Source organism: Pseudactinotalea suaedae, assembly GCF_009733815.1.
GTDB lineage: Bacteria > Actinomycetota > Actinomycetes > Actinomycetales > Beutenbergiaceae > Pseudactinotalea > Pseudactinotalea suaedae.
On record NZ_WNXY01000001.1, the window covers coordinates 351,502 to 365,596 of the forward strand.

The 14,095-nt window shown below is 72.0% G+C and carries 13 protein-coding genes; 9 read left to right on the top strand and 4 right to left on the bottom strand.

All coding sequences use genetic code 11. The features are described from left to right. The first annotated feature begins 6 nt into the window (after positions 1–6). The 4 genes from GPA04_RS01665 to GPA04_RS01680 are packed head-to-tail and all read left to right on the top strand — an operon-like array spanning position 7 to position 3,949. Positions 7–1,377, top strand: a complete 1,371-nt coding sequence (locus GPA04_RS01665; protein ID WP_156221672.1) for an ABC transporter substrate-binding protein — start codon at positions 7–9, stop codon at positions 1,375–1,377. Positions 1,378–1,411: 34 nt separating this feature from the next. Next, positions 1,412–2,557, top strand: a complete 1,146-nt coding sequence (locus GPA04_RS01670; RefSeq protein ID WP_156221674.1) for a mandelate racemase/muconate lactonizing enzyme family protein — start codon at positions 1,412–1,414, stop codon at positions 2,555–2,557. Next, positions 2,554–3,210 carry an RraA family protein gene (locus tag GPA04_RS01675; protein ID WP_156221676.1) on the top strand — a complete coding sequence of 219 codons (657 nt, stop codon included), beginning with the start codon at positions 2,554–2,556 and terminating at the stop codon, positions 3,208–3,210. Before GPA04_RS01670 ends, GPA04_RS01675 begins: the two co-directional genes overlap by 4 nt. 49 nt (positions 3,211–3,259) lie before the next feature. After that, complete coding sequence (locus GPA04_RS01680; protein WP_162458493.1) at positions 3,260–3,949, top strand: GntR family transcriptional regulator; 690 nt, start codon at positions 3,260–3,262, stop codon at positions 3,947–3,949. A 20-nt stretch (positions 3,950–3,969) separates the two neighbouring features. On the opposite strand, the gene GPA04_RS01685 is transcribed toward GPA04_RS01680, so the two are convergent. Together GPA04_RS01685 and GPA04_RS01690 are read right to left on the bottom strand one after the other, a co-directional pair. Further along, positions 3,970–4,833 (bottom strand): aldose epimerase family protein, encoded by an 864-nt coding sequence (locus GPA04_RS01685; RefSeq protein WP_156221680.1) that lies wholly within the window; start codon positions 4,831–4,833, stop codon positions 3,970–3,972. Further along, entirely contained in the window at positions 4,830–5,861 is a 1,032-nt protein-coding gene (locus tag GPA04_RS01690; RefSeq protein WP_162458494.1) for a zinc-dependent alcohol dehydrogenase, read from the bottom strand. The genes GPA04_RS01685 and GPA04_RS01690 overlap by 4 nt, the downstream gene beginning before the upstream one ends. A gap of 57 nt (positions 5,862–5,918) precedes the next feature. Between GPA04_RS01690 and GPA04_RS01695 the strand changes: the two genes are divergently transcribed. The 5 genes from GPA04_RS01695 to GPA04_RS01715 are packed head-to-tail and all read left to right on the top strand — an operon-like array spanning position 5,919 to position 12,529. Beyond that, positions 5,919–6,842 carry a C-terminal binding protein gene (locus GPA04_RS01695; protein WP_156221684.1) on the top strand — a complete coding sequence of 308 codons (924 nt, stop codon included), beginning with the start codon at positions 5,919–5,921 and terminating at the stop codon, positions 6,840–6,842. A gap of 55 nt (positions 6,843–6,897) precedes the next feature. Then, positions 6,898–7,674 carry an MBL fold metallo-hydrolase gene (locus GPA04_RS01700; protein ID WP_156221686.1) on the top strand — a complete coding sequence of 259 codons (777 nt, stop codon included), beginning with the start codon at positions 6,898–6,900 and terminating at the stop codon, positions 7,672–7,674. After that, on the top strand, positions 7,671–8,453 hold the full coding sequence (locus GPA04_RS01705) for an SDR family oxidoreductase (protein WP_156221688.1): 783 nt from the start codon (positions 7,671–7,673) through the stop codon (positions 8,451–8,453). The genes GPA04_RS01700 and GPA04_RS01705 overlap by 4 nt, the downstream gene beginning before the upstream one ends. Next, positions 8,453–9,205: an SDR family NAD(P)-dependent oxidoreductase gene (locus GPA04_RS01710; RefSeq protein ID WP_156221690.1), complete on the top strand. Its 753-nt coding sequence runs from the start codon at positions 8,453–8,455 to the stop codon at positions 9,203–9,205. The genes GPA04_RS01705 and GPA04_RS01710 overlap by 1 nt, the downstream gene beginning before the upstream one ends. A gap of 42 nt (positions 9,206–9,247) precedes the next feature. Continuing rightward, positions 9,248–12,529 carry an error-prone DNA polymerase gene (locus GPA04_RS01715; RefSeq protein ID WP_156221692.1) on the top strand — a complete coding sequence of 1,094 codons (3,282 nt, stop codon included), beginning with the start codon at positions 9,248–9,250 and terminating at the stop codon, positions 12,527–12,529. Here GPA04_RS01715 and GPA04_RS01720 read toward each other — a convergent pair. Together GPA04_RS01720 and GPA04_RS01725 are read right to left on the bottom strand one after the other, a co-directional pair. Continuing rightward, positions 12,489–12,998: a hypothetical protein gene (locus GPA04_RS01720; RefSeq protein WP_156221694.1), complete on the bottom strand. Its 510-nt coding sequence runs from the start codon at positions 12,996–12,998 to the stop codon at positions 12,489–12,491. The two genes, GPA04_RS01715 and GPA04_RS01720, sit on opposite strands and share 41 nt — an antisense overlap. Before the next feature lie 5 nt (positions 12,999–13,003). After that, a complete protein-coding gene (locus GPA04_RS01725; RefSeq protein WP_156221696.1) occupies positions 13,004–14,095 on the bottom strand; it encodes a 3-deoxy-7-phosphoheptulonate synthase in 1,092 nt (363 codons plus the stop codon).

The window sequence follows — 14,095 nt, forward strand, 5'->3', positions numbered from 1 at the left end:
CCTCCGATGGCGAAGAACACACGGCACGCCCTGTCCCGGCGCGGCTTCCTGCTCGGGTCCGGCGCGCTCGCCGGATCCCTGACCTTGGCTGCATGCGGCCCCAACGCCGACCCGCCCGCTGGCGGCGCCTCGTCGGGCTCGGGGGAGCTGGAGTTCCTGTGGCGCAACCTCGAGCCCGAGGAGCCCGTGCTCAAGGAGCTCATCGCCCAGTTCATGTCCGAGAACGAGGGCATCACGGTCAACGAGACCTACGTGCCGATCGACGGCTACGACCAGCGGGTCGACCTGCTGATCGCCGGCGGCACGCCACCCGCCGTCTGGGGATCGCTCTACAACCGCGGGTTGCGCTACTACGCCTCCCGTGACCAGATGACTCCGCTGGACGACTACGTGGCCGACAGCTCGATCGACCTCGGCGACTACACCGAGGCCGCGATCGAGCTCAGCACCTGGGACGGCCAGCTGCTGAGCGTGCCGAACGAGGCGCTCACGGTCGCGCTCGTCTACAACAAGACGATGTTCGAGGAGGCGGGTGTCCCGCTGCCGCCGAAGGACTGGGGCGACAGGTCCTGGACCTGGGACGCGTTCCTGGAGGCCGCGCAGGCGCTCACCCAGGGCACTGACCAGTTCGGGTTCCAGGGCTGGCAGGACCCGCGATACGAGCTCGCGAACTTCGGCGTCAACCTCTGGGACGACGAGGGTGATGTCACGGGCTACCCGACCGAGCTCAACACCAGCCCCGAGCTCATCGAGGCCATCCAGTTCATGGGCGATCTCATCAACCGCCACAAGGTGCAGCCGGACGCCTCCCAGACGGAGGCGCTCGCCAGCCAAGGGCTTCCCGACCTCTTCGTCTCCGGCACGTTCGGCATGAAGGTCACGTTCATGGGCGCGATCGCCACGTACGCGACGATCGAGGACTTCGAGTGGGGCATCGCCGCGATCCCGGCTCCGGTCAGCCTGCCGCGGCGTGGCTACCAGTACCTCGGCAACCTGGCGATCCCGCTCAACCAGCCCGATGAGCAGGCCGCCTTCCGGCTTCTCGAGTTCCTGGCGTCCGCCGAGTCCCAGGCGAGATTCCCGATCGCGGCCCAGAACTGGATGTCGTCCAAGCTGTCGCTGGCCGGGGACTGGACGAGCACGGTCAGCGCCGCGACCGGTGTGCCGGCCGAGGAGCTCGCCGTGTTCCAGGAGTCGCAGGCCGTCAGCAAGCCGGCCTTCGGCGCGTACGCCGTCGAGTGGCAGCAGCTCTGGGACACGGTCTACCAGCCCCAGATCGAGTCGGTCACCCTGGGTCGCGCGACCGCGGCCGAGGCGGTGGCAGCCATGCAGGAACCGTTCGACCGGGTCGTCGCCAACAGTGGCGGCGGGTCCTAGGCAACTTCCTCGACAGGTCGCAGAACGGAGCAGCATGCGCATCACCGGCGTCGTCACCATCCCCCTCGTGGGGCACACACCCGCCTCCGGGTGGGTGCACGAGACCGACCTCGACACCAACATCCAGACGATCGTCGTCGTGACCGACGACGAGGGTCGGCTGGGCTACGGCGGGGTCTACACCAGCCAGGCGCTGGTCGAGGCGGCGCTGGACCTGGTCAGGCCGTGGTTGCTCGGGCGGGACGTCGACTCGCCCGAGCACACCACCGATCACCTGGACACCATGCTGTTCTGGCAGGGTCGCGGAGGCGCGGTCGGCCACGCGCTCTCCGGGCTGGACATCGCGCTCTGGGACCTCTGGGGCAAGATCCAGGGCGTCTCGGTCTCGACCCTGCTGGGTGGCCGCTACCGCGAGCGGGTGCGGCCCTACGCCTCCCTGCTGTTCGACCCGCCCGAGCAGCTCGAGCAGCGGCTCGAGGCCGTGCTGGCGCTCGGCTACCGCGCGATGAAGATCGGCTGGAAGCCCTTCGGCCGCCTCGACCACGCGACCGACGAGGAGCTGGTGCGGACGGCCCGACGGGTCGTCGGGCCCGACATCGAGCTCATGATCGACGCCGGCGCCAGCGAGCAGGCGTGGCCCCACGGCCGGGCCTGGGCCATCCGGACCGCCCGGATGCTCGCCGATCACGACATCGCGTGGTTCGAGGAGGCGCTCCCTCCCGACGACGTCGAGGGGTATCGGTTGCTGCGTGAGGCCTCGCCCGTGCCGATCGCCACCGGGGAGGTCCTCGTCGGCAGGCGCGCGTTCGCGGCCCTGCTCGACCGGAGCGCCGTCGACATCATCCAGCCCGACACCACCAAGTGCGGTGGGCTGTCCGAGGCCCGCAAGATCGGGTGGATGGCGGAGGACGCGGGGGTGCAGATGGTCTCGCACGGCTGGAACAACGCCGTCGGGCTGACCGCCGACCTGCACCTGGCGAGCGCCCGCCCGCTCGGGACGCTCGTGGAGTACGTGACGCCGTCGGCGTACATCGACGGCCTGCTCGCCTCGCCTCCCGCCCTCGATCACGACGGCATGCTCGCGGTGCCCGACGGCCCCGGTCTCGGTGTGGAGCTCGATCCGGAGGCGCTCGCGTTCTACGCGGCCGCATCGCCCTACCCGGGGCTGGTGACCCGATGACGGAGGTTGCCGTGGACCTGGAGATCATCCGCACCGAGCTGGGGTCGGCGGTCGTCGGTGACGTGCTCGACCGGCTCGGGCACCGGCACCGGTTCCTGCCGCCCGAGGTGCAACCGCTGGACCGCTCCATGACGGTCGCCGGCTGGGCGATGCCGGTGCTCATCGGCGATGTCTTCGGCGAGCCTGCCGAGCCCTTCGGACGACTGACCGAGGCGCTCGACGACCTGCACCAGGACGACATCTACCTGGCCCGGAGCGGTCGGCTCGCCTGCGCGGCGTGGGGGGAGCTGCTCACCGCGACGGCACGCGTGCGCGGCGCCGCCGGGGCCGTCATCGACGGCTACCACCGCGACACCCGCGGCGTCCTCGCCCAGTCGTGGCCGGTGTTCTCGCGCGGCGCCTACGCCCAGGACGCCGGGGCGCGCGCCGCGGTGCTGGACTTCCGCGTGCCGATCGAGATCGAGGGCGTGGCGGTGACTCCCGGCGACCTGCTGGTCGGCGATGCCGACGGCGTCGTCGTCGTGCCTGCCGAGGTGGTCCCCGAGGTCGTCGAGGCTGCGCTCGAGAAGGTCCGTGCCGAGCGTGAGGTGCGGCGAGAGATCGAGGCGGGGATGACGAGCACCGAGGCCTACCGACGCTACGGGGTGCTCTGAGATGCCCGGTTCCGAGGTCCGCCGACCGCCTGTGCCTAGACTCACCGGCATGCTGCGCGACTCGGGTGACGGCGCCCTGCCACGCCTGGGTCAGGGTGGCCCCGTCGGTGTCCGAGCACTGCGCGACCAGGTGGCCGCGGTGGTGCGGGAGCAGATCATCAGCGGTGAGCTGCCACCCGGCGTGCGGCTGCGCGAGCAGGAGCTGAGCGACCGGCACCAGGTCAGCCGCGGGCCGCTCCGCGAGGCGCTCCGGCAGCTCGAGGTCGAGGGTCTTGTCCGCTCCGAGCCCTACCGGGGCTCGGTGGTGACCCAGATCGACACCTTGACCGTGCACGAGGTCCTGATGCCGGTCCGGGTGGTGCTCGAGATCTGCGGGTTCCGGCACGCGCGCGCGCACCTCGACGAGGCGGCCGCCGCCGACCTGGGAGCGCACCTGGCGCGGATGGCCGAGGCTGCGCGCCGGGGCGACACGCAGGCCGTGGTCGAGCTCGACGTCGACTTCCACCGTGCCGTCATGCAGCTGTCCGGGATGGCCGAGGCGTCGCGCCTGTGGGAGTCGCTGTCCGGCTCGATCCGCCGCTTCTTTTACACGACGACACAGCACTCGGCGCAGTACCTCAACGACAGCGTCGTCGACCACCAGCGGTTGCTCGACGCGCTGCGGGACGCACCGCCGGAGGAGCTCGAGAGCCTCGTGCGCTCGCACATCCTCGACGTCCCCGGCTACCCGCAGCGCTGAGCCCCCCGGTGCCGCCTCACTCAGGCGGGCGCCACCTCGAGCTCGATCGTCCAGCTCAGCGGCCGCCCGGGGACGAGCTCGGTGGCGCGATGCTGCTCGATGGCGACGTCGAGCGCGTCGACGTACCCCGTCGACGGCTCGATCGCGATGGTCGGCTCGTTGCTGAACGCGGCCGCGTCGAACCAGATCCCGAGATAGGGCGTCTCAGGCCCCATCCGCACGGTGAGACGCCGCGGGCCACGGATCAGGCTCACGCTCGTGGCGGCCCGCTCCGGTGGCACGTTCCACTTCCGGTAGCCGCCTCGGACCACGGTGTCGATCTCCGCCAGGTCAGGCGTGAACGGCACCCGCGGCAACCCGGGCTCGAGGACCTCGACGACCTCCTCGACCGGTTCTCCGAGCTCCACCCTCGCCCCGGGTGGAGCGACCAGCTGCGGGTGGGCGGCCCAGAGGAACGGGACCACATCGGTGAGCGCCTGCGCCTCGTACTCGATCCGCGCGCCGGCGTCGGTCGGCAGCACGCGTCGTCGGAACCGGTAGCCGAGGGACGTCCCGTCGGCCTCGAGCCCGTCGCCACCCGCGCGGAACCGTGCGGTCCACAGGTCGCCGTGGTCCGGTATCGGCCGGCCGCCCACGGTGCAGGGATGGGTCGACGGCGCGCACTCGTCCCAGCCGCACATCTCCGCGTCGACGAAGACGGCGCCGGGTGCCGCCGGCGGTGACAACGCACCTGCCGGCTGGCACAGCCACTCGCCTCCCTCCCGGTCGCGCAGCGAGACGATCTTGCCGCCGCGCTCCGGCGAGATCAGGACCGTCAGCGCGCCGCCGGTGACCGCCTGGACCTGCTCGCCGTGCCAGCTCGCGCGACCCGGGTCGCTGCTCATCGGTGCGCGGCCACGGGCTCGTTCGTGTCCGTGAAACAGATGAGCACCTTGCCCGCGGGCGGCGCGGGGGAGGCGAGCCAGTCGAAGGTCGCCGCGCTCTCCTCGGGGCTGACGACGGTCGAGACGAGCGTGGCCGCCTGCTGGGGTCGCGTCGTCAGCACGTCGACCGCCCGCCGCAGGTCGGTGGGCGTGTAGCAGTAGCTGCCGTGAAGGCTCCGTTCCCCGGTGGTGAGCGCGAAGGCGTCGATCGTCACCTGCTGGCTGTGCAGCCCGATGACCACGGTGCGCGAGCCCCGGCGCGTCGTGCTCAGCGCGGCGGCGTAGGTGGCGGGGTGGCCGACCGCGTCGATCACCAGATCTGTCGGGGCGCCCGCTCCGGTCGAACCGGGGTCGAACGGAAGGGCGCCGAGGTCGGTGCACAGCCGTCTCCGGTCTGCGTTGGGCTCGCTGATGAGGACCCGAGCCTGCGGCTCGAGCACCGACAGCGCGAGCACGACAGACTGCCCGATCGGTCCGCCACCCAGCACGGCGACGACCTCGCCGCGCTGCGGGCGTCCGAGCTCGATGGCGTGCACGGCGACCGCGAGCGGCTCGACGAGCGCGGCCAGGCGCAGCGACAGCGCCGCCGGGAGGGCGACCAGGTTCCCGGCCGGGACGATCACGACGTCGGCGTAGGCACCGGGGGAGGACGGGGTCACCCCGATGACGGACTGGTCGGGGCACTGCTGGGCCTGGCCGCGCAGGCACGCACCGCACGCACCGCATCCGACGAGGGGATTGATCACGACGCGGTCGCCGATGCTCACCCCGACCACGTCCGCCGCGGTGGAGAGCACGACCCCGGACGCCTCGTGGCCCATGACCTGTCCCGATCGCCGTCGTCCGTTGGACCCGGTGTAGCCGTGGATGTCTGTGCCGCAGATGCCGCTGTAGGCGACCGCGACGGCGACGCAGCCGGCGGGCGGGTGCGGCTCCTCCTCGTGATGGAGGGTGAGGCGGCCGAAGTCTTCGAGAACCAGGGATCGCACGCCGTCTCCAACCTGTATGGTGATACTACGAATATACCGTAGTGCGACGGGAGTGACATGGCGGTCGTAGCGATCACCGACACCGATCTGGGAGACGGGTCGATCGAGCGAGAGATCCTCGGGGACCACACCCTCCGGTTGCTGCACGCCCAGCACGCCGACGACATCCGGGAGCAGGCTCAGGACGCCGACGCCCTGCTCGTCCAGTGGTTGCCGGTCGACGCCGCCACCATGGATGCGCTGCCGCGGCTGCGCGCCATCGTCCGCTACGGCATCGGCATGGACAACCTCGACCTGGACGCCGCCGCTGCGCGCTCGATCACGGTCGCCAACGTCCCCGACTACTGCCTGCGCGAGGTCACCGCGCACACGGTCGCGCTCGTGCTGGCGCACGCCCGCCGGCTCCGCCCGCTGACCGACTCGGTGCGAGCGGGCTCCTGGACCGTTGCCGAGATCGACGCGCCGTTCGCCCCTGCCGACGACCCCGTCGGCGTCGTGGGGCTCGGTCGGATCGGGCTCATGGTCGCGCACCAGCTCGCCGCGCTCGGGCACCCGGTGCTCGCGTGGGACCCCTACCTCAGCTCATGGCCGGACGGGGTGGAGCAGGTGAGCGACGTCGTCGAGCTGGCCGGCCGGGTGCACCACCTGACCCTGCACGCCCCGCTGACGCCGGAGTCGGCGGCCATGATCGATGCGCGCGTTCTGACCGCGCTCGGACCTGCGGGCCATCTCGTCAACACCTCGCGCGGCGGGCTCGTGAACGAGAGCGAGCTGCTCGCGTCGCTGGAGTCCGGGGCGCTCGGGTCCGCCTCGCTCGACGTGCTGACCGTCGAGCCGCCCACGGGCGACGTGCTCGGACGGCTGCGCAGTCACCCGCGCGTGCAGATGACGCCGCACGCCGCGTACTACTCGGCGGCGTCGAAGATCAACCTGCAGCGGCGGGCCGCGCAGATCATGGCCGACCTGCTCGCGGCCCGCTGAGACCGACCACCGCGCACCCGCATCGGCCAGACTGGTCGGAAGGAGAGGAGTCCCCATGAGTGCCGTCCACACGGTGCGTCTGCTCGACGTCGGACGGGCGGAGGTGCCCGGCCCCGAGCTGTTCTGGATGAAGGACTTCGACCGCTGGTACGAGCTGTGCTTCCAGGTCGCCGTCGTCGAGGGTCCGCAGAGCCTCGTGCTGGTCAACACCGGGCCGGCGCAGGACCTGGGCCCGATGAACGCGGGCTGGACGTCGTTCCTCGGTGAGCGGGCCGCGATGCGCAGCCGCCCCGGGATGTTCCTGCTCGACCAGCTGGCGGGTCTCGGCATCGCGCCGGACGACGTCACGCACGTGGTCCTGACGCCGCTGCAGCTGTACACGATCTCCAACGTGCTGGCGTTCCCGCGGGCCGAGATCTGCCTGAGCCGCTTGGGCTGGGAGCACTTCCACAACGGTCCGGCGCTGCTGCACGACGCCCGTCGCACCTCGATACCCGACGAGATCCTGGTGCCGCTGGTGACGACGGAACGGCACCGGGTGCGGCTGCTGGGGCGCGAGGACGAGATCGTCCCCGGCGTGCGGAGCTGGTGGTCCCTGACCCATCACCGCGCCTCGCTCAACCTCGACGTCGACACCGAGGCCGGGGTGGTCGCGCTGTCGGACAGCTATTTCTGGCTCCAGAACGTCGTCGAGAACCACCCGATCGGGATCAGCGAGAGCATCTGGGAGGCCTTCAGCACCTACGAGCGGGTGCGCCGGACCGCCGACGTGGTGCTGCCGCTCTACGACCCCGCGAACTTCGAACGCTTCCCGGGTGGAGGGGTGGCATGAGCGAGCGCATCGCGATCGTGACGGGAGGCGCGAACGGGATCGGCCGCGCGATCGCCCTCGAGCTGGCGGCCGCGGGTGGTGTCGTCGCCGTGCTGGACCGCGAGGCCGAGGCCGCTGCCGCGGTCGCCGCCGAGATCGGCGGCCGCAGCATCGCGCTGCCGCTCGACGTCTCCGACAGCGAGGCGTGCCGGTCCACGGTCGCCGAGGTCCACCGGCGCTTCGGCCGCATCGACCACCTCGTGAACTCGGCCGGCAGCTTCATCGCCGCCGGCCAGCACGCCACCGACGCGGACTGGGATCGGATCCTGGCGGTCAACGTGCGCGGCTGCGCCACCATGGTCGCCGCCGTCGCCCCCCTCATGGCTGCCGGCGGCGGTGGCGCGATCGTCAACATCGGAAGCGTGTCCGCCAAGGTCGCGCAGGCGGGCCGCTGGACCTACAACGCGACCAAGGGTGCTATCACCACCCTCACGAAGTGCCAGGCGCTCGATCTCGCTGCCGACGGCATCCGGGTCAACGTCGTGCAGCCCGGATGGGTCTGGACCCGGGAGGTGGAGCGTGCCGCCGGTGGTGACCGGGAGCGCTGGGAGCCGGTGTGGGGCCGCTACGCCATGCTGCGACGACTGGCCGACCCCTGGGAGATCGCCCGACCGACCGCCTTCCTCCTCGGTGAGGGCGCCTCCTTCATCACCGGTGCCGAGATCCCCGTCGACGGTGGCTACCTCGCGCTGGGTCCCGAAGGGCTGGGCGAGACGGCCGCCTTCGCGGGCTCGGACTGATGACGGCGCCCGCGCGTGCCCTCGTCACCGGCGCCGGGTCGGGGATCGGGCGAGCTGTCGCGCTCGCGCTCGCCGATCGCTACGACGTCGTGCTTCTCGATCGCAGCCCCGAGGTGGCCGAGGCCGCCGAGCTGGTCCGCTCGCGAGGTGGCGCCGCCGATGCCGTGCAGGTCGACGTCGGTGACGCCGCGGCGATGACCGCCGCTTTCGCCGAGCTGCTGACCGACCCGCGTCCCTTGCGGTGCGCGGTCGCCTGTGCCGGCGTGCAGCTCATGGATCGCGACGCGCCGGTCGGCGAGCTGCCGCTCGAGGTCTGGGACGCCACGATCCGGACGAACCTCTCCGGGATCTTCCTCACCATGCGTCACGCGCTGCCGGCGATCGTGGCGGCCGGAGGTGGCTCGGTCGTCGTCGTGGGGTCCCCGAACGGCCTCTTCGGCTACGAGCCGTGGTGCACGGCCTACAGCGCCAGCAAGGCCGGCACCCACGGGCTGGCGCGCGCGATGGCGGTTGAGCACGCCAAGGACGGCGTCCGGGTCAACGTCGTCGTGCCCGGGTTCATCGACACGCCGATGAACGCCTCGGTGCTCAACGACGGCGCGGCCACGGCGGCGGCGTCGGCGCAGATCCCGCTCGGTCGCCCGGGCCGGCCGGACGAGGTTGCGGACGCCGTGGCCTTCCTGTGCAGCCCGGCGGCGTCCTACATCACCGGCTCCTACCTGTTCGTCGACGGGGGTCTGACCGCATCCTGAACCGGTTGATGATCGCCGCGGACATCCGTCATACTCGAACGCATGTTCGACGAGTCGAGGGGTGCGACGCACCCGGGGTACGCCGAGCTGCACGCCCACTCGGCGTTCAGCTTCCTCGACGGAGCGAGCCAGCCCGAGGAGCTGGTGGTGGAGGCCGTGGGGCGCGGGCTGTCCGGGCTGGCGCTGACGGACCACGACGGGTTCTACGGCGTCGTGCGCTTCGCGGAGGCTGCGCGCGGCCTCGGGCTGCCCAGCATCTTCGGGTCCGAGCTCACCATGGGCCAGGAGCACCTGCTCGTGCTCGCCCGGGGTCCGGAGGGCTACCGGCGGCTCTCGCGCGCCATCGCGACCGCGCACCTCGCCACCGGTCGCAAGGGCGAGGCGGACTATCGCCTCGATGAGCTGGCCGAGCACGCCGAAGGTCACTGGACCGTGCTCACCGGCTGCCGGCAGGGTGCCGTGCGCCGCGCGCTGGAGCCGACTCCGGGCGCCTGGGACGTCCCCGCAGCGCGCGCCGAGCTGGAGCTGCTGATCGAGGCGTTCGGCAGGCAGAACGTGGTCGTCGAGGTCACCGACCGGGGGTTGCCGCTCGATGCCGCCCGCAGCCAGGTGCTGGTCGATCTCGCGCACGCGGCCGGGGTCACGGCGGTCGCCACCGGGAACGTCCACTGCGCCGCGCCCCGGGACCAGCCGCTCGCCGACACCCTGGCCGCCGTGCACGCCCGCAGCAGCCTCGACCAGCTCGACGGGTGGCTGCCGCCCACCGCGAAGCACATCCGCTCGCCGCAGGAGATGGCGCACGTGCACCGCCGCCACCCGCGGCTGCTCACCGCCAGCCTCGAGATCGCCGAGCAGTGCGCCTTCGACCTCGAGCTCGTCGCCCCCGAGCTGCCGCCGCACCCGGTGCCCGCCGGCCACACCGAGGCCACCTGGCTGCGGCACCTCACCGAGGTCGGCGCGGCCGAGCGCTACGGCCCTCGCCACGCCGAGCGCCAGCCCGGCGCCTACGCGATGATCGAGCACGAGCTCGGCATCATCGAACGGCTCGGCTTCCCCGGCTACTTCCTCATCGTCGGTGAGATCGTCGACTTCTGCCGCCGCAACGGCATCCTCTGCCAGGGCCGGGGCAGCGCGGCCAACTCGGCCGTCTGCTACGCGCTCGGCATCACCGCCGTCGACGCCGTGCAGCACAAGCTCCTCTTCGAACGCTTCCTCTCCGAGGGCCGCCGGGGCTACCCCGACATCGACGTCGACATCGAGTCCCGGCGCCGTGAGGAGGTCATCCAGTTCGTCTACGAACGTTACGGACGCCGGCACGCCGCCCAGGTGGCGAACGTCATCTCCTACCGGCCCCGCTCCGCCGTCCGCGATGCCGCCAAGGCGTTCGGCTACGACATCGGCCAGCAGGACGCCTGGTCGAAGGGCATCGAACGCTGGGGCTCGCTGCGCCCACACGAGCCCCGCCCCGACGGCGAGCAGCCGCCCTCGCCCGAACGCCTCAGCGAGCAGGAGCGGCTGCGCCGTGACGGGCCCTGGACCCCCAGCGCGGAGGTCGATGCCGCCGCGACCGGCGACACCGACGACATCCCGGTCCATGTCGTCGACATGGCCGAGCAGATGCTGCGGCTGCCACGCCACCTCGGCATCCACTCGGGCGGCATGGTGCTGTGCAAGGGCCCGGTGATCGACGTCTGCCCCGTCGAGTGGGCCACCATGCCGGGCCGCACCGTGCTGCAGTGGGACAAGGACGACTGCGCCGACGCCGGACTCGTCAAGTTCGACCTCCTCGGCCTCGGCATGCTGACCGCGCTGCGGCTGGCCTTCACCTGGGTGAAGGAGATCGAGGGGATCGAGGTGGACCTCCACTCGATCCCGCAGGAGGACCCGGCGGTCTACGACCTGCTGTGCGCCGCCGACACGGTGGGCGTGTTCCAGGTGGAGTCCCGCGCCCAGATGGCCACGCTGCCGCGGCTGCGGCCACGCCGGTTCTACGACATCGTCGTCGAGGTCGCGCTCATCCGCCCCGGCCCGATCCAGGGGCAGAGCGTGCACCCCTTCATCAACCGCAAGAACGGGCGTGAGCCCATCACCTACCTGCACCCGCTGCTGGAGCCGGCGCTGGAGAAGACGCTCGGGGTGCCGCTGTTCCAGGAGCAGCTGATGCAGATCGCGATCGACGTCGCCGGCTTCTCACCCGGTGAGGCCGACCAGCTGCGCCGGGCGATGGGCTCCAAGCGTTCGATGGAGCGCATGGAGGCGCTGCACCAGCGCCTGCTCGACGGCATGGCCGAGCGCGGCATCGGGCCCGACATCGGCGAGCAGATCTTCGACAAGCTGAAGGCGTTCGCCGACTTCGGCTTCCCGGAGTCGCACGCCTTCTCGTTCGCCTACCTCGTCTACGCCAGCTCATGGTTGAAGGTCCATCACCCCGAGGCCTTCTACGCCGGTCTGCTCGCCGCCCAGCCGATGGGGTTCTACTCACCGGCCTCGCTCGTCGCGGACGCCACCCGTCGAGGGGTCCGGGTCGAGCGGGCGGACGTCGCCCTCTCGCAGGTCCAGGCCTGCGTCCAGCGAGTTGATGAAGGCACAGGCGGCGGCTCCCTCGTGGTCCGGCTCGGGCTCGCACCGGTGCGGGGCATCGGTGAGAAGAGCGCCGAGCGGCTGGTCGCTGCTCGGGAGCGGGCACCGTTCGCGGATGTCGCCGACCTCTCGCGTCGGGTGGGTCTCTCGGCCGCGCAGCTGGAGTCGCTGGCCACCGCGGGTGCGCTGGCCAGCTTCGACCACACCCGCCGCGAGGCGCTGTGGCTCGCGGGCGCCCTGGCGGGGGAGAGTGGACGGCGTCATGGAGCCTTCGTGCAGGAGCCGCTGCCGTTCACCGCGGTGGGGCTGGAGGTCCCGGAGCTCCCGGTGATGGACCCGCTCACCCAGGCTGTCGCCGATGTGTGGGCCACCGGGCTGTCCACCGACTCCTTCCCCACCCAGTTCCGGCGCGCCGATCTCGACGCTGCCGGGGTGCTGACGATCGCGCAGGTACCGGGAGCAGGACCAGGCGCCCGGGTACGCGTCGCGGGTGTGGTCACCCATCGACAGCGACCGGCGACCGCCCGCGGTGTCACGTTCCTGTCGCTGGAGGACGAGACCGGTCTGCTCAACGTCATCTGCTCGGCCGGGGTGTGGGGCCGCCACCGCAAGGCCGCGCGCGGCAGCGCCGCGCTCGTGATCCGGGGCACCGTCGAGCACGCGGACGGCGTCACGAACCTCATGGCCGAACGGATCGAGCCGCTCAGCCTCCGGGTGCCGAGCCGGTCCCGGGACTTCCAGTGACCGGGCCGGTGGCGAACCAGTCCCGCATCGGGACCAGGTTCGTGATCGGGGCGAACAGGTCGAGCGTGCCGTAGTCCACGACGAACCCGGTCACGCCGCTGCCGGCCATCGACGCCGCCCAGTCGGCGGCAGCGGGCAGCGGCACCGTGAGCACGAGTCCTGCCTCGTCCCCGCTGAGACCGTTCGCCATCCCGGCGGTGCGTGCGCGAGCCGCGGTGGTGAACGCCAGCACGAGCGGGCCCTGCTGGTGCGCGATCGCATACGGGCGCGGGCTCTGCGGCTCGCCGCGCGCGATGAACAGCCAGTGCTTCAGCCCGTAGACGGCGCGCCACACCGCATCCATGGCACCGGCATCCTGCGGGGCCGCGCGCAAGGCCGCGGCGCGGCGGTCGATCTCGGCCACCACCTCCGGCGCGGGATCGATGCTCGAGATCGGCTGGCCGGGCTGCGGGTCGTTCGACGCGGTCATGCGTCTCAGCGTGTCACAGCGGCGGCGAGGTGCTCGAGCACCTCGACCGTGGTGTCCCACCCCAGGCACGCGTCGGTGACGCTCTGCCCGTAGGTGAGCGCCGGGTGCCCGGGCCGCGGGTCGAGGCGCTGGGCACCGCCCACGAGGAAGCTCTCGAGCATCACACCCGCGAGCACGGGCGCACCGGCGGCGCGCTCGGCCGCCACCTGCTCGGCGATCTCGTGCGCCACCACCGCCTGTCGCCGGTGGTCCTTGCCGCTGTTGCCGTGGCTGGCGTCGACCATCACACGCGCGGGCATACCGGCGGCGCGCAGCCGCTCCGCAGCGGCCTGCACGTGAGCGGCCGAGTAGTTCGGTCCGCTGCTCGAGCCGCGCAGGATGACGTGCGTGTCCGGGTTGCCGGACGTGCGCACGAGCGCCGCCCGCCCCTGCGGGTCGATCCCGAGGAACGACTGCGCGGACCCGGCCGCGGTGCACCCGTCGAGAGCTACGTCGAGGCTGCCGTCGGTGCCGTTCTTGAACCCGATCGGCATCGACAGCCCCGAGGCGAGCTGTCGATGGATCTGGCTCTCCGCCGTCCGGGCCCCGATCGCGCCCCAGCTGATCAGGTCCGCGAGGTACTGCGGGCTGATCGGCTCCAGGAACTCGGTCGCGGTGGGCAGCCCGAGGTCGACCACGTCACGCAGGAACTCACGTGCCCGGTGCAGGCCGGTGGCGATGTCGTGGCTGCCGTCCAGGTGCGGGTCGTTGACCAGCCCCTTCCAGCCGATGGTGGTCCGTGGCTTCTCGAAGTAGGTCCGCATCACCACGAGCAGGCGGTCGTCGAGCCGCTGCGCCACGGTGGCCAGCCGGCGCGCGTACTCCAGACCCGCCTCGGTGTCGTGGATCGAGCACGGACCGACGATCACCAGCAACCGGTCGTCGGTCCCGAGCAGGGCGGCGCGCACAGCCTCGCGAGAGCGAGCGACGCGGCGGAGCGCGGTGTCGTCGGCGGGCAGCTGGTCCAGCAGCTCGGCCGGGCTGGGCAGCGGCTCGATCTCGGCGACGTGCAGGTCCGAGGTGCGGGCGGCGGCTCGGGTCAGCGCAGACAGGGACAT

Excerpts from the sequence above, each read along its gene's own strand:
- GPA04_RS01665 (WP_156221672.1), top strand. The coding sequence starts at position 7 with ATGGCGAAGAACACACGGCACGCCCTGTCCCGGCGCGGCTTCCTGCTC.
- GPA04_RS01670 (WP_156221674.1), top strand. The coding sequence starts at position 1,412 with ATGCGCATCACCGGCGTCGTCACCATCCCCCTCGTGGGGCACACACCC.
- GPA04_RS01675 (WP_156221676.1), top strand. The coding sequence starts at position 2,554 with ATGACGGAGGTTGCCGTGGACCTGGAGATCATCCGCACCGAGCTGGGG.
- GPA04_RS01680 (WP_162458493.1), top strand. The coding sequence starts at position 3,260 with ATGCTGCGCGACTCGGGTGACGGCGCCCTGCCACGCCTGGGTCAGGGT.
- GPA04_RS01685 (WP_156221680.1), bottom strand. The coding sequence starts at position 4,833 with ATGAGCAGCGACCCGGGTCGCGCGAGCTGGCACGGCGAGCAGGTCCAG.
- GPA04_RS01695 (WP_156221684.1), top strand. The coding sequence starts at position 5,919 with ATGGCGGTCGTAGCGATCACCGACACCGATCTGGGAGACGGGTCGATC.
- GPA04_RS01700 (WP_156221686.1), top strand. The coding sequence starts at position 6,898 with ATGAGTGCCGTCCACACGGTGCGTCTGCTCGACGTCGGACGGGCGGAG.
- GPA04_RS01705 (WP_156221688.1), top strand. The coding sequence starts at position 7,671 with ATGAGCGAGCGCATCGCGATCGTGACGGGAGGCGCGAACGGGATCGGC.
- GPA04_RS01710 (WP_156221690.1), top strand. The coding sequence starts at position 8,453 with ATGACGGCGCCCGCGCGTGCCCTCGTCACCGGCGCCGGGTCGGGGATC.
- GPA04_RS01715 (WP_156221692.1), top strand. The coding sequence starts at position 9,248 with ATGTTCGACGAGTCGAGGGGTGCGACGCACCCGGGGTACGCCGAGCTG.
- GPA04_RS01720 (WP_156221694.1), bottom strand. The coding sequence starts at position 12,998 with ATGACCGCGTCGAACGACCCGCAGCCCGGCCAGCCGATCTCGAGCATC.
- GPA04_RS01725 (WP_156221696.1), bottom strand. The coding sequence starts at position 14,095 with ATGTCCCTGTCTGCGCTGACCCGAGCCGCCGCCCGCACCTCGGACCTG.